Genomic DNA, 20,006 nt, shown 5'->3' with positions numbered 1-20,006 from the left:
ACTGTCGCAGGCCATCAGATCACTTTCGAATAGCGCGGAGCCTCTTCTCTACGGGCCAGGTAGGCATCGAATGCCGCCGCCACATGGCGGACAAACCAGCGCCCCAGCGGCGTGATCCACAGGCGCTCGCGATCCTCTTCGATCAGGCCGTCCGCGGCCAGTGGCGCCAGCCGTGACCGTTCGGGAGCAAAGTACTCCTCGAAGGGCACACCCGCGCGGCGGGCCACCTCGCGCTTGTCGAGACTGAGCCGACACATCAATTCCATGATGACGTATTGGCGCAGGCGATCATCGGCGGACAGCTGCCAGCCGCGGAACACCGCGGAACCGCCCTCGGCGATCGCGCTGTTGTAGTCCTTCAGGCGATGGTGGTTCTGCCAGTAGCCGTCGGCGCTGTAGCTGATCGCCGAAGCCCCGAGTCCCACCAGCGCATCCGCCGGCATCAGCGTGTAACCTTGAAAGTTGCGCTGCAGCTCACCGGCGCGGGCGGCCCGGGCCATGCTGTCGTCGCGGCGGGCGAAGTGGTCCATGCCCAGGTAGTCGTAGCCGGCTTCTTCCAAAGCCTGCACCGCGGCCAGCTGCATGTCGACCTTCTGCTGGGCGTTCGGCACCGCATCGGTGTCGATCAGGCGCTGGGATTTGAAGCGTTCCGGCAGGTGCGCGTAGTGATACAGCGCGATGCGGTCCGGAGCCAGCTCCATCACCTGTTCGATGGTGCCGCGCAGGGTGGCCAGATTCTGGTGCGGCAGGCCGTAAATCAGATCGTAGGAAATGGATTCAAAGCCCTGGCGACGGGCCTCCTCGGTCAGTTCCCGCACCTGCCCGGCGGTGCAGATGCGGTTGATCGCCCGCTGCACGGTGAGGTCAAAATCCTGAATGCCGAGGCTGAGGCGATTGAAGCCGAGTTCACGCAGGGTCGACAGACTCTCCAGTTCCAGGGTGCGGGGGTCTGCCTCGATACTGTACTCGCGCCCCTCTCCGCCCAGCTCGCGCCCCGCCCCGCCCAGCTCGCGCCCCGCCCCGCCCAGATTAAAGGTTTCTCCCAGCCCCTCGATCAGCCGCCGCAGGTCACCGTCGTTGAGGAAGGTGGGCGTACCGCCGCCCAGGTGCAGCTGCACCACCGGCACATCCGCCACCCGGCCGCGATAGCTGCGCGCCTCCGCCAGCAGCTGCTGCAAATACTCGGAAGCCAGCCCGTACTGCTGCGTCACCACCTTGTTGCAGGCGCAGAAGTAGCACAGCGAGCGGCAGAAAGGCACGTGCACGTACAGCGACAGCGCGCGCACATTCGCCAGCGCCGCCCAGGGCTCGGCACCGTTCAGATCGCCAAAGCGGTCTGCGGTGGGATAAGAGGTATAGCGCGGACAGGAGGTGCCATAGCGATTGAGGAGCGCCGCGCTGGGTATGGAGTCGGCCTGCAGCATGTCTCACACCTGTGAAAAATCGATGTGGCAAGCCTAAGGGGGGCGGACCGGAGGGCTCTTGATGCATATCAAGTCACCACTCAAGCCCGCCGGGACAGCCGCCGGGTCAGTCTCCCACCGGGCGCCGGAACAGGCTCTGGATACTGGAGAAGTCGAGCCGGAGAGTGTCGTCGTCACCGCCGTGCAGCTGGTACAGGTTCCTGGCCAGGGCGCCAAGAGGGGTGGAGGTGGCGCTGCCGCTGGCCGACTCCATGGCCAGCCCCAGATCCTTCAGCATCAGCGCCACGGAAAATCCGTCGCTGTAACCGCGGGAAGCAGGCACCCCCTCCATAACCCCGGGATAGGGGTTGTACTTCTGCAGTGACCAGTTGCCGCCGGAGCTGGCTTTCATGATGTCAGACAATACCGAGGGGTCGAGGCCATTATCGACACCCAGCTGCAGCGTCTCGGCGGTTCCGACCATCTGGATCGCCAGCAGCATGTTGTTACAGATCTTGGCCACCTGGCCACAGCCGGCAGGCCCGGCGTGAAAGATATTGGAGCCCATCGCCGCCAGCAGCGGCCGCGCCGCTGCCACCGCGGCGGCATCACCACCGCACATAAAAGACAGGGTGCCTGCCGCGGCGGCGGCGGTACCACCGGAGACCGGCGCATCGATGGCGCGGATACCCCGCTCGCCGGCGGCGGCGATCAGCTGGCGGGCATCGTCGGCGGCGATGGTGGAACAGTCAATAATCAGGGTTTCGGCGGCCAGCACCTGCAGCAGGCCGGCCGCGTCCTGATCGCCCAGATAGAGATCTCTGACGATGGCGCCGCTTGGCAACATCGAAATCACCGCGTCGGCCCCAGCTACCGCTTCCGCCGCTGTTGCGCCGCTGGCACAACCGGCCTGGCGGGCCTGTTCCATGGCCGCAGAGGCGGGGTCGAAAGCGGTGACGGCGAATCCGGCGCGCACCAGATTGGCGGCCATGGGCCCGCCCATATTACCCAGACCGAGAAATGCAATTTTCTTCACGAGGCTCCTCCTCTTTCTTTTTTATTCCGTTATCGCTTTGCGCCCTAGTCGGGCAGGCTGCTTCCTGCGTGCTTATTCTGCGCGCTGCCGCCACTTTACAGGAGAGCGGTTGCGAGTCACCGGGTCATGCCGGCGGTGCCGGGCAGCAGGTCTACAGGCCTGCCCGACTGTAAAGCTAAAGATCGGCCAGGGGGTGCGCCCCCGCCCAGGGCGCCACAAAACAGCGCTCAACTTCCTCCGCGCTGATCTCCCTGAAGCTGGCCGGCTGCCATCGGGGCGAGCGGTCCTTGTCGATCAGCAGTGCGCGCACCCCCTCGTGGAAATGCCCGCTGGCACAGAGGTTCACCGCCAGAATAAGCTCCATGCGCAACACCTCTGCCAGCGACCGGTGGCGCCCGCGGCGCAACTGCTCCCAGACAATCCACGGGGTCAGCGGTGAACCGGCGGCGAGGGTCTGCGCGGCCCTGCGCAACCACTCGTCATCGCCTTTGTAGCCGCCAATGGCATCGCACACTGCCGGCAGAGAGGCGAAATCCGTCAGCGCCTGAATCTGCTCGTAGTGGTTGCGCAGGTTCGAGAGCGGCTGCAACTCCGCAGCCAGCTCCAGCCCCTTCAGGCACTCGCTGACCAGACGCCGATTCTCATCCGTGGTGGCGCAAAACGGCAGCTGCGCGATGGCGTCCAGAGTGGTGTGGCGCTCACTGTCGGCGATCAGGCGATCGGCGAGGCCGGCAAACAGCGCATCCGCGCCGTTAAATTGCGCCCCGGTCAGGCCGAGGAAAAGCCCGATGCGCCCGGGCATACGGTTCAGGAACCAGCTGCCGCCGACGTCCGGAAACAGGCCGATGGTCACCTCCGGCATGGCCATGCGGGTGCGCTCGGTGACGATCCGGTGGCTGGCGCCGGCCATAATGCCGACACCCCCGCCCATCACGATACCGCCGCCCCAGACCACAATGGGCTTGGCGTAGGTGTGGATGCGGTAATCGAGGCGATATTCGTGGGAAAAAAACTCGCTGGCGTAGTCGATCCGCGGCGCTTCGCCATAGGCGTTGCTGCCCTTGTAGAGGGAGACCACATCCCCACCGGCGCAGAGCCCCTTGTCGCCACTGCCCTCGACCCAGACGCAGGCCACGCTGTCATCCTCCGCCCAATCCTGCAGCTGCCGGTCCAGCAGTTTGATCATGTCCAGATTGAGGGCGTTGAGCGCCCGGGGCAGGTTGAGGGTCACCAGCGCCAGGGCGCCGCGGCGGGAAAACAATATCGGCGAATTCTTGTCCATCAGTGTTCATTTATTCTCTGCAGAAGCGGTCGCAGGAGTTAAACATACATCCGTGTCGCCGTCAGCCGCATACCCGCTCGCGCCACCGCCGTGGGCCGGTTGCACTTTTTCTGCAACCTGATAAGTTGCGCGCAAAATGTGAACGATTGCTCCCGTCTTTCATTACTCAGTGCGCATTGCGCATTGCGGGAATTGCGGAATCCCAACAGAACCCGAACTGGACCCCTAAATGGCTGAATACGTATACACCATGAACCGGGTGGGCAAGGTAGTGCCGCCCAAACGCGAAATCCTCAAGGACATCTCCCTGTCTTTCTTCCCCGGCGCCAAGATCGGCGTACTGGGCCTGAACGGTGCCGGCAAGTCCACCCTGCTGCGCATCATGGCGGGTGTCGACCAGGACTATAATGGCGAGGCCCGCGCCATGCCCGGCATCAAGGTGGGCTACCTGCCCCAGGAGCCGCAGCTGGACCCGGCCAAGACCGTGCGCGGCAATGTGGAAGACGGTGTGCGCGAGGCTATCGACGCCCTGCAGGGCCTTGAGAAGGTGTACGCAGACTACGCCGAGCCGGATGCGGATTTCGACGCGCTGGCGAAAAAACAGCAGCAGTACGAAGACATCATCCAGGCCTGGGACGCCCACAACCTGGAGCACCGCCTGGAAGTGGCCGCCGACGCGCTGCGCCTGCCGCCCTGGGATGCGGACGTCAACCTGCTGTCTGGCGGTGAAAAACGCCGCGTGGCCCTGTGCCGCCTGCTGATGTCGCGCCCCGACATGCTGCTGCTGGACGAACCCACCAACCACCTGGATGCCGAGAGCGTTTTCTGGCTCGAACGCTTCCTGCACGACTTCACCGGCACCGTGGTGGCGATCACCCACGACCGCTACTTCCTCGACAATGTCGCCGGCTGGATTCTGGAACTGGACCGCGGCCACGGCATCCCCTGGGAAGGCAACTACACCACCTGGCTGGAACAGAAGGAAAAGCGCCTCGAGCAGGAGGCCCGCGGCGAGCAGGCCCGCGCCAAGGCCATGCAGAAAGAACTGGAGTGGGCGCGCCAGAACCCCAAGGGTCGCCAGTCCAAGAACAAGGCCCGTCTGGCCCGCCTGGAGGAAATGCAGTCGCAGGAATTCCAGGCCCGCAACGAAACCAACGAGATCTACATTCCGCCCGGCGAGCGCCTCGGGGATAACGTGATTGAGTTCAACGGCGTCAGCAAGGGCTTCGGCGACCGCCTGCTGATCGAAAACCTGTCGTTCCGCGTCCCCAAGGGCGCCATCGTCGGTATCGTCGGCGGCAACGGGGCCGGTAAGTCCACCCTGTTCCGCATGATTACCGGCACCGAAAAGCCCGACAGCGGCGAGATCAAAATCGGCGAGACGGTGAAAATCGCCTATGTCGAACAGGGCCGCGAAAACCTCGACGACAACAAGACCGTGTGGGAAGCCATCTCTGACGGCCATGACATGCTGAAGATCGGCAACTACGAAGTGGGCTCGCGCAACTACGTTGGGCGCTTCAACTTCAAGGGCTCCGACCAGCAGAAGCGCGTCGGCGAGCTGTCCGGTGGTGAGCGCGGCCGCCTGCACCTGGCCTACACCCTCAAGCAGGGCGCCAACGTGCTGCTGCTCGACGAACCGTCCAACGATCTGGATATCGAAACCCTGCGTGCACTGGAAGAAGCCATGCTGAGCTTCCCCGGCTGCGCACTGGTGATCTCCCACGACCGCTGGTTCCTCGACCGTGTCGCCACCCACATCCTCGCCTACGAGGGCGAGAGCGAGGCGGTGTTCTTCGAGGGCAACTACACCGAATACCACGAGGATTTTGTGCAGCGCAAAGGCGAAGATGCCGCACCGCACCGCATGCACTACAAAAAGCTCAAGACCTGACCGGGAGCGTCATCGAGAGCGATTCGGGAGCCCGCATTACGCGGGCTTCTTTTTATTTATCCCGCCTGATCGGAGGTGCCCTCCTTTCCCCCAGCCTCGGCGCGCCATGCGCGCAGAAGGATATTGCGCGGGGTCAGTTCCCGCTCACAGAACTCTCCCAGCTCCACCTCGGCGCCACACTCCTGCAGAAACAGCGCCCGGTCCAGCACCAGCCACAGCTCCAGCGGCCGCCGGAAGACATGGGTGACCAGCTCCATGCGCCGCACCCGGCGCAGCCGCTGCCAGCCCAACTGCAGGTACAACGCCTCGTCGATGGCCGCAGGCAGTACCAGTTTTTTTTGCGCGCCGGCCCAGCGGGCAAATGCGCTAAAACCCTCCTGCAAAAGGCTCTTGCGCACATTCGGCACCGGCAGATAGGAATCTTCCGCGCGGACTTGCCGCTGCAGCTCGTCGAAAGCCAGCCGCCAGTGCAGCTCGCGCTCCCGCAGCCGGCGCACCGCGGCCCCGGCGGTGACGGTTTCCTGAAGCGGCAGCTGCAGGTCTTCCCTGCCGAGGCGTGTTTGCCCATTGCGCCCGGCGCTCGACATCGGCACATACTCTTTTGTGCGAATCAGGTGATAACAACAGGGCGAGAGCACCAGCTGCGCGCCGCCCTTTTCCGCCCAGTGCCGCATCAGTGTGGTATGCAGGTCGCCACAGGCGTGCAGGGCCACCGCGTGACCGCCGGGCTTTACCCAGCTGGCTGCTTCTGGTGCAAACGCATCGCAGTGGGCAAAGTGCATGGGCGCGGCTCTGTGCTGAAAGCGCTGCGCCAGCGCGGCGCCTTCAGCACAGAGCTGCGCCTGCCACTCCAGGCTGGTGACCGCACGCCGGTCCACCACCGCCAGAAGCCGCCCCAGGTGCCCCTTGCCCGCGCACCACTCCAGTACCGGCTCCGCAACCGGCGCGACACTGCTGGCGAAGGCGAGCAGCTGCTGCCACTTGCGCCCAGGAATACCATGGTCGAGCCGCTCCGGTGGGGAAATTACCCGCTGCGACAGCCGCGGCAACCGACTCAACTCATGCAAGCGCCGACCGTCCGCAACCCAGGGCGACAGCCAGCGGATCGCGTCAATCGGGTTCTGCTGCAAGTGCTCGAGTTCGCTGTCCGCCAGCCGGTCCAGCGCCGCACAGAGGTCCGGGTGGCTGTCCTGCCAGCAATAGCCGCGCTGATGAAACGGCCGCGCCCGCCACCAGTGCGCGCTGGCCGCCAGCAAACTGTCCAGCAACTGGAAACGCCGTTCCAATGCCCGACCGCGCAACGCTGTAATCGCCTCGTTCATGAATATCCTCGGTCTAAATCCCCTGCCCCAGCTCCCAGGCCCTGGGCACATACCCGCACGCGCTATTTTATCCGCTGGCGGGCCAATGCCAGCCCCGCATCTGTAAATTTGCCCATATCGCTGCGCTTTTGAGCCCGCACTCTTGCCGCTGCCGACCTTTATCGGCTTCGCGGCAGAATTGGAAAGCTGAGAGAGAAGTGATGAAAGGGGAAAGGAAAATAAAGAGTGAAGAATGAAGAATGAAGAATGAAACCAACAGGTAATACCCGCAGCGGCAACACAGACCCCGGCACAAAATAAAAATCCCCGCCGGGTGGCGGGGATCTTCATGACTTCAAACCAAGAAAAACTTAGTTGAAGTCGTAGCGGATGCCGAGACGGATACTGCGCGGATCCTGATAGTAAACCGGGCTTCCGAAATTCGGATTCGCCTGCTCACCACGGTCATCCTCACCAACCTCGTAAGTCTCCACCACGGTGTCGTTGTTGAGGAGGTTGAATACATCCACAGACAACAGAACTTTCTGGTTGCCGGCAAACTGAATCGGATACTGAGCCTTCAGGTCCAGATTCCAGTAGTTCTCTGTCCGTCCATAGCTGCCACGGGGGCCAAACTCGCCACCACAGTAGAAAGACTCTGCACCGTATTCGAACGCGAAATCATCGTCCGGATGCACACCAAAACAGTTCTGCGGGCGCCCGGTTTGCCACATGAAGTTGGCACCGACGAGCAGGCCAATATCAAACTGGTAACTACCGAATGCTTTAACGGTGTGACGACGATCGTTCGGCAGATCACCATAGGCACCGTCAAGCAGTCCCGGCTGGTCAAAGTTGGTGGTCAGGCCAGAGTCGCTCTGACCATTGTCTGAGCGCACACCGCCTTCGTTGTTACCCCAGTTGTGGGCCCAGGTATAGGAAGCATTCATGGACCACTTGCCATCAAAGGGACGATTAAAGGTCAGCTCAACCGCACCATACTGACGCTTGGCCTCCGGGTAGCCCAACTGATCTGCAGACAGTTCAACATACTCCTCCATCTCCGGAATATAGACGCGCATGTCATTGCCCGGATTGGTGAGCACATACTGATGGAAACCGCCGAATAACTCTTCTACGGTAGCACCGCCCACCTTGGAGGCATCCCAGGTACCACTGTTGTTGTAGTAATCGATTACTGCCGCGTCGATGGCTACGTCTTCAATAGAGGTTTCCAGGTTGCGGTACATGCCTTTAACACCCAGCTGAATACCGCTTTCCAGTACGTATTCATAACCCAAGATGAACTCGGACTGGTACATGGGCTCGATATTGGAATCCACCAGGCTGCGGGTATCGTTCAGCTCACCATTTGCGTAAACGTACTCCGCAAAAGAATCACCCAGATTACAGGGGGTGCCGTCCTCGTTCTGGCAGACACCATCCCACTCCTGATAGTCATAGATGAACAGTTCATCACCCGCCATGCGGATATTGGTATTGGACGGAATCGGCAGGTAGTACATCCCCATATTGGCATAGACTTTCTGATTGCCGCTGCCGGTGGGATCCCAAACGGCGCCCAAACGGGGAGCCCACTGGTTGTCCACCTCAATAAAGGCGTCACCTGCCTTGTTCATATTCTCGAAGGTTTCGTTACGCAGCCCCATCTGCACAGACAGGTTATCGGTAACATCCCAAGTATCCTGGATATAGAACGCGTTGGAAATGGTCTCAAAGTTACCAATATTTGTGGCTATGCCCTGCATGACATAACCAAAATCCGGGTACAGTTCCCAGTAGTCCCCACCGGAGAATACGGTGTGCTCGCTGGAGCTATTTTTCTCCCGGTCCAGGCCCACTTCCAGCAGGTGATCATCCAGCTCCCAGGTAAAGTCTACACGCACCATTTTGCGCTGGTCTTCACCTTCGCTTACATTGGTATCCACCCAGTCACCTTCAACCGACCAAGTGCCCGTAGCGGCATCGTAGGCCCAAACGACCGGAGCGTCTGCGTTGTCCGGAACCGTGCTGCGATCCTGCTCGCTTTCGCCGTAGGAAACGGACAGTGTCATGCTGTCGCTCAGGTCACCGACATAAGTGGCAATCCAGTTCAGGCCGCCGCGCTGGTAATAGACATTACCTTCGTAATCACCTACCTGCTCGGTTCCTGAATCGTATTCATAGATACCCTCAATAGTTTCGCGCTCATCACTGAATGCGGTGAACTCAACACGGTGGTTGTCGGTAATATAACCATCGAGTTTCACACCCCAGAAATCGGTGTCTCGCTTGGTCTTATATCCACGCCCACTGGTCATATCGTAAGCTTCGGAGTCCATGCTTTCACGGCTGTACAGCGCGTAATAAAACAGGCGGTCCTGAATCAGGGCGCCAGAAGCGTAGATATCGGTGTTTGTCTCTTCAAATACGTCCTGGTCGTTATCAGCGGAGAACGTATTGGGGGCAGTTTCCAGGTCTTTATCAAAGTAGACGTTCGAGCCAAACTTGAATTCGTTGCTGCCGCTTTTGGTGGTGGCGTTCATCACACCGCCGGTGGAGCGGCCAAACTTGGCAGAGTAACCGCCTGTTTTCACCTGGATATTGTCATAAAACTCAAACGGCACCGTGGCAAAGCCGAGGCCAGTGCGGAAGTTGGTGGTGTTGAGGCCGTTAATGTAGCTGGTGTTTTCAGACACCGAGGCACCGGCAAAGCTGGCATTGTTACCAAAGGTTCTATCGCCTTTGGACACACTCGGGGCCAGCAGGGTGACCGAAGTTAGATCCCGCGCAACCGGAATTTCCAGCAGTTCTTCTGAGGACATAACCAAACCGGATTCGGCAACACCCACGTCCACCTGAGAGATACGCTCGCCGTTGACCACGACCTCTTCCAGCGCGGCGCCGGCGCCAAGCACGATGGAGGCGGTACCGCCCAGGCTGACAGAAACAGTCTGGGTATCCACCACACCAGTTTCATTGAACACCTGCAGCTGATACTTGCCCGGTGTCAGGCTGCCGAAGCGGAACTTGCCATCGGCTTCCACGCCGATTTCCTTGGTGATACCGCGGGCGGTATCGGTCAGCTTGATGGTCTTGGCATTCTCAACCCCCACCACGGCCCCGCGAATGGTACCGGTGATCTCATCGGCAAATACTGCCGGGCTCGCCAAGGTGGCGGCACCAATAGCCAATGCCAGAGCGCTTCGCGCCAGATTGTGGCGCAGGGAACGATGGTTACTCATATTTGACCCCTAGTTTTATTGAGTTATTACCAACCTCCGCTGTTGAAAAAATAACCACCCCAAGCAATTATTTTTTCCTAGCAGGATGAATTAGACGACTGAGTAACAACATCCCTCAATGAAAAAACAATAAAAACCGCCTTATCATAAAAATCTAACCATATTTAAACAAAAACATGCACATAGAACCTTTTGACCTTCGAATTGACCCAGCTATCAACAAATAGCAAGATCAATATCCCACACGGAATCGAGAAAGGTGGGGATTCCATGGCGCCGCGTCCCTTTAATAGGGTCTGGCGCGGCTCGCGTCTTCACTCGCCTGTCACACATTGCACCAAGCAGATTCCGCAAGAGCGACCTACAGTCCCGGCCTTCCCGGCGAAAACCAGGAAATGCCAAAAGCAGCAATATGCCCGCAGTGCCGACTGGGCCATGACCTCCAGCCCAGCGCCTGTTTACGGGTTAAACAGCAGCGGGGCGCACAGACCGATGGCCGCGCTTGCCCGTCGTTTTTCTTTCTCAGCAATGCGAAGCAACACACGCTGATCGCTGGGCTATTCAGCCACCCCGGCCGAACTACAGGGAGCCGGCCGAGGCTGAGAAAGCTGTTTATCCGGGCAGAGGAAGCTGGAGAAAGCCGATGCTTTGTTTGTGAGAGGAGGGAAGGAAAATCGAAGAACAACCGAGGAAGCAGTGATGCAGACCGGGAGAGAGGGAGAGAGGGAGAGAGGGAGAGAGGGAGAGAGGGTGTGCACCTAACAAGCATTCAGGCAGAGCGGGAAATCCGCCCCGCTTGAATGCTGCGGCCTGTTAACGGCGCAGGAACTCCACCATCCACTTGGCGATGACACTCTCGTGGATGTCGTTCTGCAGGGATGCCTTGCCCTTTTCCACCAGTTCACTGCCGAACACTTCGGCGCGCAGTTCCATCAGGCTTTTGGAGTAGGGTTTGGTGAACTCCGGGTGCGCCTGCATGGTGAGGATGTGGTCACCCACCTGCACCATCGCGTTGGGGCAGAAATCACTGGCCGCCAGCACCTTGGCGCCTTCAGGCAACTCCTCCACCTGATCCTGGTGACTCACCAGCAGGCTGAATCCGGCGCGGGGCTCAGACACCCAGGTGGGCATATCCTGAATTTCGTAGCTGTGCACACCAATCCCCCAGCCCTTGCTGGACTTGCGGGTCTTGCCGCCCAGGGCTTCGGCAATCAGCTGATGCCCGAAGCAGATGCCGATGGTGGGCTTTTTCTTAGCGTGCAGCTCGCGCACGAAGTCCATCAGCGGCGGGATCCACACCTTGTCCTCATAGACACCGGTCTTGCTGCCGGTAATCAGGTAGGCATCCACCTCATCGATATTCTCAGGGTAGTGCCCACGCTGCACCTCGTAGGTGACAAATTCCAGGCTCGGGTCCTGAGCACGCAACAGGTCGGCAAACATCTGCGGATACTCGCCGAACTCTCCCACCAGTTCCTTGCGTACATCGTCGGTTTTCAACACACCAATTTTCATTCACTCACCACTGTTAACTGCAGAGCAGTCCGATTATGGCATATTTTCTGGCGCGTATAGCCACCTAGTGGCAACCCATCAGAAGGCGCGGGCCTCCTCATGTTTTACCCCGGGGCGACTAAACTCATTCCACCAACCCCACCTGTCGATTCACGGAGTGAACACCATGAAATCAGCCATCGTCGGCATTCTAATACTCACCGCAATGCTCGCCGCGACAACGGCCACCGCTGAACATCGCGCAGGTGACTTCATTGCGCGGATCGGTTACGGCGAAGTAAACCCCAATGACGATTCCGGCTGGATTCGCCTCGATGGCAGCGCCGTGGAGGGCACCCGCGTCTACGTGGACAGCGGCCAGAGCGCCACTCTGACCGGCACCTGGCTATTTGCCGATCACTGGGGCCTGGGGATTGTAGCCGCGCTGCCCTTCAAGCACGACCTGGATGTGGCCGGCCTGCCCAACCCGGCTGGCGGCCCCGCCCTGGGCAAAGTGTCGCTCGGGGACATCGAGCACCTGCCCCCCACCGTGACTTTACAGTGGTTCCCGGTGTGCGTGGAATCCTGGGTGCAGCCCTATGTGGGTATCGGGGTGAACTACACCACCTTCTTCAGCGAAGATATCTCGCGCACCGCCAACAACTATTTCAGAGACGCGCTGGGAGCCACGAGAAATGCCAGCCTGAACCTGGATGACTCCTGGGGACTGGCCGGGGAGCTGGGGATCGACATCGAGCTTGGGGAAGGCAGCCAATGGCTGTTCAACGCCGCGATCTGGTATCTGGACATAGACACCGATGCCACCATTAGCTTTCCCACCGACGCGGGACGGAGCCGGGTCAAGGTCGATGTGGATGTTGACCCCTGGGTATATTCCGTTGGCATCGGCTACCGCTTCTGAAAAAACCGCAGCCCCCATTGCGCGTGCGGCGCGCGCGGAGCACCCTCCGCGCGCGCAACGCAAACAGCTCCCTGAAAACGGGGCTGCCAGGATGTGTAAGTGACGGCGCTACTGCGCAGCCACCGTAGCGGTTACGAAAGACATAAAGATAATCAGAGAACAAAAAGAATAAGACGCAAAGAGGTACTAGGAAAGAGCAAAAAAATAAAGGGCAGGCAAAAATTACCACTCAATGCCGTGCCGCGCGGCGATACCCGCCTCGAAGGCATGCTTCAGGGGCCGCATCTCGGTAACCGTATCCGCCAGGTCTCGCAGGTACTGCTTGGCGCCCCGCCCTGTGATGATCACCGTCTGCTCAGGGGGCCGGTTCTCGATGGCCGAAACCACTTCGGCCCTGTCCAGCCAGCGGTAATTGAGGGCGTAGGTCAGCTCATCGAGCACCACCAGATAAACACTGTCATCCGCCAGCGCCGCGCGGGCCTTTGCCCAGAGTTTTTCCGCCGCCGCCTTGTCCCCCTCAAAATCCTGAGTTTCCCAGGTAAAATCCGTGCCCATCTCGCACCACTGCAGTGGAAACTGATCCGCCGGCAAACCCTGCAACAGATTTTTCTCGCCGCAGTCCCAGGCGCCCTTGATAAATTGGGCCACAAAACTGCGATATCCGTAGCCCAGAGCGCGGGTCACCGTGCCCACCGCGGCGGTGGTTTTGCCCTTGCCATCGCCGGTATACAGCAGCACGATTCCGCGCTCTGTCAGCGCGCGGGCCACACCCGCGTCGACAATTTTCTTGCGCTGTTCCATGCGGTTTTTATGCCGCGCCTGTTTTTCCTGTTGCCGGTCTTTTTTATCGGGTTCACTCACTGGTTTTCTCCGCGCTCTTTCCGCGCTCTTTCCGCGCTCTTTCCTCGTCTTTAACGCTGAACTATCGCTTTCACAGTAGCCCTCAGCACTGAGCAGCACCTATGCCTGCTATGGCCTGCTATGGCCTGCTATGCCTGCGCAACCCGCACTGGCCGGTTGCGCAGGCGCGGCCCGTTTAGAGTCTCAGTTCAATACCGGCATACACAGCGGCACCGGCGGTGAAGTAACCGGCCACTTCGCGGTAGTCCCGGTTCAGCACATTTTCCCCGCGCAGATTCAGCTGCACGGTGTCCGACCACTGATAACGGGCATTCAGGTCCAGCTTGCTGTAATCAGCCAGCTCCACATTACTCCCACCCCAGCTCGCCGGTGGGCTCAGGCGGTCTTCCACCCGCTGCCAATTACCGCCCAGCTGCAAGCGCCCCTGCGCCAGCTGATAGGCGAAACCCAGGTTGAACACCCGCTGCGGCACCAGCAGGCGCTGCTGGCCGCTGGCATCGGTGGCATCCAGCCAGGTGCCGTTGAAATTCCAGTCCAGCTGCTCGCTAACGGACCCCGCCAGCGCCAGCTCCGCACCGCGGGATTCGCTCTCGCCGTCATCCTGACCATAGGCACCCCAACCACTCGTACCGAGGCTGTAGTCGTAGACGATGGCATCGGTGACCCGCTGCCGGAACAATACCAGTTCAGCGCGCAGGTCATTGCTTTGCTGGTATTCCGCGCCGATTTCAATGCCCCGACTGCGCTCCGGCGCCACCGGCGCGGCCATTTCGCCGAGGTTGTAGGCCACTTCGAACGGGCTCGGGGCGCGAAAGCCGGTGCCCAGGCTACCGCGCAGTTTGAGCTCGCCACTGCCGGACAGGGCGATCGGATAGGCGAGGGAGGTGCGCCAGCTGCTGTGGTCATCATTTTCCAGCTGATCCCGACGCAGACCGACGGTATAGAACAGGGCGCCGGCGACATCCCCGCGCCACTCGCCAAAAACTCCGACACCGTCCAGGGCAATGTCATTGCCGCTGCCGCGATACGCCTGCTGCTCCAGTTCCGCCCCCCAGGACAGGGCGCCGGCGGCAAGATCCCTATGGCCCAGGTAGTTGAACTCCTTGATATGCCCGCTCACGGCAAAGCTACTGGCACCCTCGCTGAGACTGTCGCGCTTTATCTCCTGCCGGGAAATGGCGAACTCCTGCTCCAGCGCGCCGGCGCGATGCTGCGCCGCCACGCGGGCACTCTTCTGGGTAAACAGATCGAGGCAATCGTTGACGGCCTCAAAGCCACTGAAACAATTGTCGAATTCCGTCTCGGCATCCTGGTAGCGCCATTGTGCTTCGAGACTGAGCGCATCGCTCGCGGCAAAGTTCAGCCGCGCGCTGGCGGAGTCGTTTCGATAGCCGTCCCGCTCGCCGCTGTCATCGCTCTCGCGACTATTAAAACCCTCGCTGTCCAGCTGGGTCAGATCAACGCTAAAGTTCACCCGCTCCTCTTTGCCCGCAAGGCGCACATTGCTCCGCTGGGTTTGGTAACGGCCCGCCTCGAAGGAGGCCTGCAGCTCCAGCGGTTCATTGGCGGCGCGGGTAATGATGTTGATCACGCCGCCGGCGCCGGCACCGTACATCATGCCCTGCGGACCGCGCAGCACTTCCACCCGCTCGATATCACTGGCCAGCAGGTGCTGGAACTGGGCGGCGACCTGGGTATTGGCCGGGTCGGCGATATTGACCCCATCCAGCAATATCAGGGTGCGAAACTGGCTCTCGCCGCGCAGAAACACCGAGCTCACTTTGCCGGGACCGCCATTGTTGCTGACCGCAACGCCGGGCAGGGTGCGGATCACATCCAGCATGCTGGCATAGCCTAAGCGTTCAATATCCGCGGCCGTCAGTACACTGACGGAGACCCCCAGTTGTGCTTTGGGAATTTCCGTGCGGCTGGCGGTAACGGTAAGAAGTTCCAGTGGTTCTGACGCCTGGGCAGCCAGAGGCGCAATGGCCGCAGACAGCGCGGCAACGTAAAGGGTTTTATTCACAGTTAGGTTCCCCAATCTCGAAAAAGAAAACGAATTGAGGGAGGGTGAGTGCAATCAGCACGCGAAAAGACAGCCACAGACAAGGTGACAGAAAGCAGCGTACGGACCAGACAAAGCCCTCCGCTTTATCCTCGAAATGCTGAGGGCCGGTATCGGGCTCGCCGTAAAATGGCTTACCGTTGCGGGGGCAGCGCCGGACTGGTCGAATGACTTCACCGGACTTCCCGTTTAACCCAGCCAAATACGTTTGCACTGCTGGGCACCCAAAAGCGGCGCGAGTATATCAAAGCGGAGAACCGCTGACTCAGAAAAAACCGGGAATATTTTTGTTAACCACCGGCGCCGTGAGTCCGGTGTTTTCTATACCAGATCAAAAACGACAAATTCCGGCTCGCCCGCGCGCCAGCGAAACTCACAGGTAACACCGTACACTTCGCCGATCAGCGCCGGGGTGAAGACATCCTGCGGGGTACCCTGAGCACGCAGGCGACCCCGCTCGAGCAGCACCACGCGATCACAGAAACGCGCCGCCAGGGGCAGGTCGTGCAGGGCGAGAATCACCGTCTTGCCGCCGTCGGCAATGCCGCGCAGTGTCTGCAGCAGCTGCAGCTGGTGGCGCACATCCAGCGCCGCCGTGGGCTCATCGGCGATCAGCAGCGGCGCTTCGCCCACCAGCAGGCGCGCCAGCTGCACACGGCGCAGCTCGCCGCCGGAGAGCTGGGTCACCGGTCGACTGGCGAAGTCAGCCCCCTCGACCCGCGCAAGGGCCGCGCGGACGCGCTCGTCGCGATCACCCAGGCGCCCCCAGGGCAGGAGTCCCAGCGCCACCAGGTCGGCACCACTGACACTCCAGGCAGGGGCCTCCGACTGGGGCAAAAAAGCGCACAGGCGCGCGCGCTCGGCGGCGGATATTTCGGTCAGGGGTTTTTCATTGATGGCAACGGTACCGGATGACGCCGCCAGCACACCCGCCAGCACCTGCAGCAGACTGCTCTTGCCGGCGCCGTTGGGGCCGACCACGGCGGTGAGTTCCCCGGGCCGAAAGGCGCAGCTGATCATCTCCAGCACCCGCTGGCCATGCCGCCGCAGGGACACTTCGTGGCAGCCGATATCCGCGCAATGATCCATCGCCAGCTCGTTCATCACTGCAGCCCTCCTCGGCGCGCGCTGACAATCAGCCAGAAAAAGAACGGCGCACCGATAAAGGCCGTCACCGCGCCGATGCGCAGCTCCTGCGCGCCGACAAAATTCAGCACCAGAATATCCGCCAGCAGCAGCAACAGGGCGCCGCACAACGCGCTGGCCCAGAGCACCCGCGCGGGGTCCTGGCGCACCAGCGGGCGCACCAGATGCGGCACCACCAGACCGATAAAGCCGATGGTGCCGGTCACCGCCACCGCCGCGCCCACCGCCGCGGCAATACCCAGCAATACCCCCAGCGGGTAGCGCCGGCCGCTGAATCCGAGTGAAGCCGCCGACGCCTCCCCCAGGGTCAGCGCGCGCAGATACTGGCGACAGCCAAACAGCAGCACTGCGCCGGCGAGAATAAATGGCAGCGCCAGCAATAACTGGTCCCAGCCGCGGTTGGCCAGCGAGCCCAGCAGCCAGAAGACGATTTCCTGCATGGCGAACATGCTGGGGGCATAGTTCAGCGCCAGCGCCATCAGCGCCGACAGAAAGGCATTGATGGCGACGCCCGCCAGCACCAGACGGCTGGCACTGGCGCCACGGCCCGCCAGCAGCCAGACACTGAGCACGGCGATAAAAGCACCGGCGATGGACAGCAGCGGCAGCCACCAGCCCGAATGCCAGGCGAGGCCATAGTAGAGCAGCAGAATCGCCGCCAGGGCCGCACCGCTGCTCACCCCCAGCAGCGCAGGCTCGGCCAGGGGATTGCGCAGCAGGCCCTGCATCGCCGCCCCGCCCATGCCCAGGGCGGCGCCGACAAGAATCGCCAGCAGCGCCCGCGGCAGGCGCAGCTGCCACAGGATCACCGCATCGCTGCTGTCGCCCCGCCAGCCCTCCCTGAGGGCCGCGGTGAAATCAATGCTCACCGGGCCGCTCAAAAGCGCCGCCAGCAAAGCCAGTGGCAGTGCCGCCGCCAGCAGCGCGATGGCGGTTTTATTGTGTTCGAACAAGACTCTCTCGCTTTTTTTGCAGTGCTTCCAGTACATCCGCGGCCACCAGCGCCGGGCAAAACCCCAGCTCCGGCGGCAGAATAAATACCCGGCCGCTGTCCACATAGCGGCGGATCACCGGGTGGCGAGCGGCCAGGTGGGCCAGGGCAAAGGCCTGCTCGCCGCCGTAGAGCACCAGCAGCTGCGGCTCGGCCGCGATCACCTGCTCCAGCATGACCCGCTGCAGACGCTGCCCGCCCTCGGCCGCCAGGTTGCGAAAACCCGCGAGTTCCAGCAGCTCGTGCTCCAGCATGCCGCCGCCGTAGGTGAGATTATTGGCCGACAGGATCATGGCGGTCAGAGGCTGCTCCGCCGGCGGCTGCCGCACAAGCTGCTCGAAGCGCCGGGCCTGGTGATTGAGCTCGCGGCCGAGGCCCAACTCCTCCCCCAGTGCCCGCAGCTGCTGCTGCAACTGCGCCAGGTTGTAGGCATCGGGAATAGTGACCACTCGCACCCCCAACTCCCTCAGGCGTGTCGAGGCGCGGTTGGCGCCATACTGCCCCGCCAGCACCAGGTCCGGCCGCAGCCCCAGCAGCTCCTCGGCGTGGCCCCGGTTGAGGGTGACATGCTCCGGCAGCGGCGCGCGGCGGTAGTGGGGGTTGGCGGAAAGCCAGGTAACCGAAACGATGCGCCGGTGATCCACCCAGTCCAGCAGCAGCTGGTCCAGGCACACATTCAGCGAGGCGATGCGCTGCGCCGCCAGCGCGGGCAGGCAGAACAGCTGTATGGCTATAGCTAAAACGAAAACGACGCTGAAACCGATGGCCGGAGCCGGGCGCCGCGGCCCGCTGCGGCGCGCACGCTCAGGCGGCATCGATGGCCGCCAGCGCCTCGGCCAGGGTCTTCACCGGGATCATTTCCATGCCGTCGATATCGTTTCTGAGGCGGTTGGCGGCGGGCACAATGGCCTTGCGGAAACCGTGCTTGGCCGCTTCCCGCAGGCGCTCCTGGCCCGAGGGCACCGGGCGGATCTCGCCGGACAGCCCCACCTCGCCAAATACCATCAGCTCGCGGGGCAGCGCGCGGTTGCGGAAGCTGGAAACCACCGCCAGCAGCAGAGTCAAATCGGCACTGGTCTCCATCACCTTGACGCCGCCCACCACATTAATGAAAACATCCTGGTCGCCCACCAGCACGCCGCCGTGGCGGTGCAGAACCGCCAGCAGCATATTGAGGCGGTTCTGGTCCAGCCCCACCGCCACCCGGCGCGGGTTGCCGAGACTGCTGTCGTCCACCAGCGCCTGCAGTTCCACCAGCAGCGGCCGCGTGCCCTCCCACACCGAGGTGACCACGGAGCCCGCCGCCACCTCCTCGGCCCGCTGCAGAAAAATCGCCGAAGGATTGGACACCTCTTTCAGACCCTGCTCCGTCATCGCGAAAACGCCCAGCTCGTTGACGGCGCCAAAGCGGTTTTTGTGCGCGCGCAGGGTGCGGAAACGGGAATCATGGGTGCTCTCCAGCAGTACCGAGCAATCGATAATATGTTCGAGCACCTTGGGGCCGGCGAGACTGCCGTCCTTAGTGACATGGCCCACCAGAATCAGGGCCGTGCCCGTCTGCTTGGCATAGCGGGTCAGGTAGGCGGCGCTCTCGCGCACCTGCGCCACCGAGCCGGGGGCCGACTGCACCTCGCTCATATGCATCACCTGAATGGAGTCCACCACCATCACCCGCGGCTGCACCTCCTTGGCGATGTGACAGATACGCTCCACATCGGTCTCGGACAGCATCTGCAGCTGGTCGGCGGGCAACCCCAGGCGTTTGGCCCGCATGGCCACCTGCTGCAGGGACTCCTCGCCGGTGATGTAGAGCGCCGGCATCTGCTGGGCCAGATGGCACAGGGTCTGCAAAAGAATGGTGGATTTGCCGGCGCCGGGGTGGCCGCCAATCAGCACCACCGAACCGGGCACCAGGCCGCCGCCGAGCACCCGGTCCAGTTCCGTGGCATTGGTGGGAATACGGGGCAGCTCGGTCAGGTCGATTTCGGACAGCTTCTGCACCTTTCCCGCACCAGCGGCACCGGCGTAGCCGCGCTGACCGTCGGTAAAGTCCGCCGCGCGACTGTCCTTGTGGTCGGGCCCCAGGCGCACCTCGCTGAGACTGTTCCAGGTTCCGCAGGCGCTGCACTGGCCGGCCCATTTGCTGTAATCGGCTCCGCATTCATTACAGACATAGGCGGTTTTGCGTTTGCTGGCCAAGGCGGCTCCTCCGGTTCGGTGCACTTATCGGCGGGGTGAGAATCGCCGCACAGTCTACCAGCCCGCCGCGCTGCCGACACCGCCCCGCATCGCCCCACGCCCCATCGCCCCATGCCCATATACCCCCGACCCTGAGCGCCACTGGCACTTCGCCCCGCCGGGGTCAG

At 61.8% G+C, this 20,006-nt stretch carries 14 protein-coding genes and 1 riboswitch; of the genes, 2 read left to right on the top strand and 12 right to left on the bottom strand.

The window, feature by feature from the left end; all coding sequences use genetic code 11:
- Window positions 1–14: 14 nt before the first annotated feature.
- The 3 genes from hemN to ABEA58_RS07085 all read right to left on the bottom strand — a co-directional run bounded on the left by hemN (window position 15) and on the right by ABEA58_RS07085 (window position 3,721).
- A complete protein-coding gene (hemN, locus tag ABEA58_RS07095; protein ID WP_345550115.1) occupies window positions 15–1,424 on the bottom strand; it encodes an oxygen-independent coproporphyrinogen III oxidase in 1,410 nt (469 codons plus the stop codon).
- 106 nt (window positions 1,425–1,530) lie between these two features.
- A complete protein-coding gene (mmsB, locus tag ABEA58_RS07090) occupies window positions 1,531–2,439 on the bottom strand; it encodes a 3-hydroxyisobutyrate dehydrogenase (protein WP_345550114.1) in 909 nt (302 codons plus the stop codon).
- 175 nt (window positions 2,440–2,614) lie between these two features.
- Window positions 2,615–3,721, bottom strand: a complete 1,107-nt coding sequence (locus ABEA58_RS07085; RefSeq protein ID WP_345550113.1) for an enoyl-CoA hydratase/isomerase family protein — start codon at window positions 3,719–3,721, stop codon at window positions 2,615–2,617.
- A gap of 229 nt (window positions 3,722–3,950) precedes the next feature.
- Between ABEA58_RS07085 and ettA the strand changes: the two genes are divergently transcribed.
- Window positions 3,951–5,615 (top strand): energy-dependent translational throttle protein EttA, encoded by a 1,665-nt coding sequence (ettA, locus tag ABEA58_RS07080; RefSeq protein ID WP_345550111.1) that lies wholly within the window; start codon window positions 3,951–3,953, stop codon window positions 5,613–5,615.
- Window positions 5,616–5,671: 56 nt separating this feature from the next.
- On the opposite strand, the gene ABEA58_RS07075 is transcribed toward ettA, so the two are convergent.
- From ABEA58_RS07075 to ABEA58_RS07065, 3 genes are all read right to left on the bottom strand, one after another.
- The gene (locus ABEA58_RS07075; protein WP_345550110.1) at window positions 5,672–6,937 is read right to left on the bottom strand and encodes a methyltransferase; all 1,266 of its coding nucleotides are present in this window, start codon (window positions 6,935–6,937) and stop codon (window positions 5,672–5,674) included.
- 350 nt (window positions 6,938–7,287) lie between these two features.
- Entirely contained in the window at window positions 7,288–10,161 is a 2,874-nt protein-coding gene (locus tag ABEA58_RS07070; protein WP_345550108.1) for a TonB-dependent receptor, read from the bottom strand.
- Window positions 10,162–10,974: 813 nt separating this feature from the next.
- A complete protein-coding gene (locus tag ABEA58_RS07065) occupies window positions 10,975–11,676 on the bottom strand; it encodes a glutamine amidotransferase-related protein (protein WP_345550107.1) in 702 nt (233 codons plus the stop codon).
- A 166-nt stretch (window positions 11,677–11,842) separates the two neighbouring features.
- On the opposite strand from ABEA58_RS07065, the gene ABEA58_RS07060 reads away from it, so the two are divergent.
- Window positions 11,843–12,577: an OmpW/AlkL family protein gene (locus tag ABEA58_RS07060; RefSeq protein WP_345550106.1), complete on the top strand. Its 735-nt coding sequence runs from the start codon at window positions 11,843–11,845 to the stop codon at window positions 12,575–12,577.
- 222 nt (window positions 12,578–12,799) lie between these two features.
- Here the strand turns inward: ABEA58_RS07060 and cobO are convergent, their stop codons facing one another.
- The 6 genes from cobO to radA form a co-directional block, all read right to left on the bottom strand.
- A complete protein-coding gene (gene cobO, locus ABEA58_RS07055) occupies window positions 12,800–13,438 on the bottom strand; it encodes a cob(I)yrinic acid a,c-diamide adenosyltransferase (protein WP_345550104.1) in 639 nt (212 codons plus the stop codon).
- Between the two features lie 175 nt (window positions 13,439–13,613).
- On the bottom strand, window positions 13,614–15,464 hold the full coding sequence (locus ABEA58_RS07050; protein ID WP_345550103.1) for a TonB-dependent receptor plug domain-containing protein: 1,851 nt from the start codon (window positions 15,462–15,464) through the stop codon (window positions 13,614–13,616).
- Window positions 15,465–15,591: 127 nt separating this feature from the next.
- A riboswitch (cobalamin riboswitch) is annotated at window positions 15,592–15,746 on the bottom strand.
- Window positions 15,747–15,824: 78 nt separating this feature from the next.
- Window positions 15,825–16,607 (bottom strand): ABC transporter ATP-binding protein, encoded by a 783-nt coding sequence (locus tag ABEA58_RS07045; RefSeq protein ID WP_345550232.1) that lies wholly within the window; start codon window positions 16,605–16,607, stop codon window positions 15,825–15,827.
- The gene (locus ABEA58_RS07040) at window positions 16,607–17,602 is read right to left on the bottom strand and encodes a FecCD family ABC transporter permease (protein ID WP_345550102.1); all 996 of its coding nucleotides are present in this window, start codon (window positions 17,600–17,602) and stop codon (window positions 16,607–16,609) included. Before ABEA58_RS07040 ends, ABEA58_RS07045 begins: the two co-directional genes overlap by 1 nt.
- Window positions 17,586–18,455, bottom strand: coding sequence for an ABC transporter substrate-binding protein (locus ABEA58_RS07035; protein ID WP_345550101.1), 870 nt, complete (start codon window positions 18,453–18,455; stop codon window positions 17,586–17,588). The genes ABEA58_RS07040 and ABEA58_RS07035 overlap by 17 nt, the downstream gene beginning before the upstream one ends.
- Window positions 18,445–19,839 carry a DNA repair protein RadA gene (gene radA / locus ABEA58_RS07030; protein WP_345550099.1) on the bottom strand — a complete coding sequence of 465 codons (1,395 nt, stop codon included), beginning with the start codon at window positions 19,837–19,839 and terminating at the stop codon, window positions 18,445–18,447. Before radA ends, ABEA58_RS07035 begins: the two co-directional genes overlap by 11 nt.
- Window positions 19,840–20,006 lie beyond the last annotated feature (167 nt).

It is taken from the genome of Microbulbifer aestuariivivens (genome assembly GCF_039545115.1).
Lineage (GTDB): Bacteria > Pseudomonadota > Gammaproteobacteria > Pseudomonadales > Cellvibrionaceae > Microbulbifer > Microbulbifer aestuariivivens.
The sequence above is the reverse complement of the archived record's forward strand: the minus strand, read 5'-3'. Positions and strand labels throughout refer to the sequence as shown.

Excerpts from the sequence above, each read along its gene's own strand:
- ABEA58_RS07045 (WP_345550232.1), bottom strand. The coding sequence starts at position 16,607 with ATGAACGAGCTGGCGATGGATCATTGCGCGGATATCGGCTGCCACGAA.
- hemN (WP_345550115.1), bottom strand. The coding sequence starts at position 1,424 with ATGCTGCAGGCCGACTCCATACCCAGCGCGGCGCTCCTCAATCGCTAT.
- ABEA58_RS07085 (WP_345550113.1), bottom strand. The coding sequence starts at position 3,721 with ATGGACAAGAATTCGCCGATATTGTTTTCCCGCCGCGGCGCCCTGGCG.
- ABEA58_RS07070 (WP_345550108.1), bottom strand. The coding sequence starts at position 10,161 with ATGAGTAACCATCGTTCCCTGCGCCACAATCTGGCGCGAAGCGCTCTG.
- ABEA58_RS07075 (WP_345550110.1), bottom strand. The coding sequence starts at position 6,937 with ATGAACGAGGCGATTACAGCGTTGCGCGGTCGGGCATTGGAACGGCGT.
- ABEA58_RS07035 (WP_345550101.1), bottom strand. The coding sequence starts at position 18,455 with ATGCCGCCTGAGCGTGCGCGCCGCAGCGGGCCGCGGCGCCCGGCTCCG.
- ABEA58_RS07060 (WP_345550106.1), top strand. The coding sequence starts at position 11,843 with ATGAAATCAGCCATCGTCGGCATTCTAATACTCACCGCAATGCTCGCC.
- ABEA58_RS07065 (WP_345550107.1), bottom strand. The coding sequence starts at position 11,676 with ATGAAAATTGGTGTGTTGAAAACCGACGATGTACGCAAGGAACTGGTG.
- ettA (WP_345550111.1), top strand. The coding sequence starts at position 3,951 with ATGGCTGAATACGTATACACCATGAACCGGGTGGGCAAGGTAGTGCCG.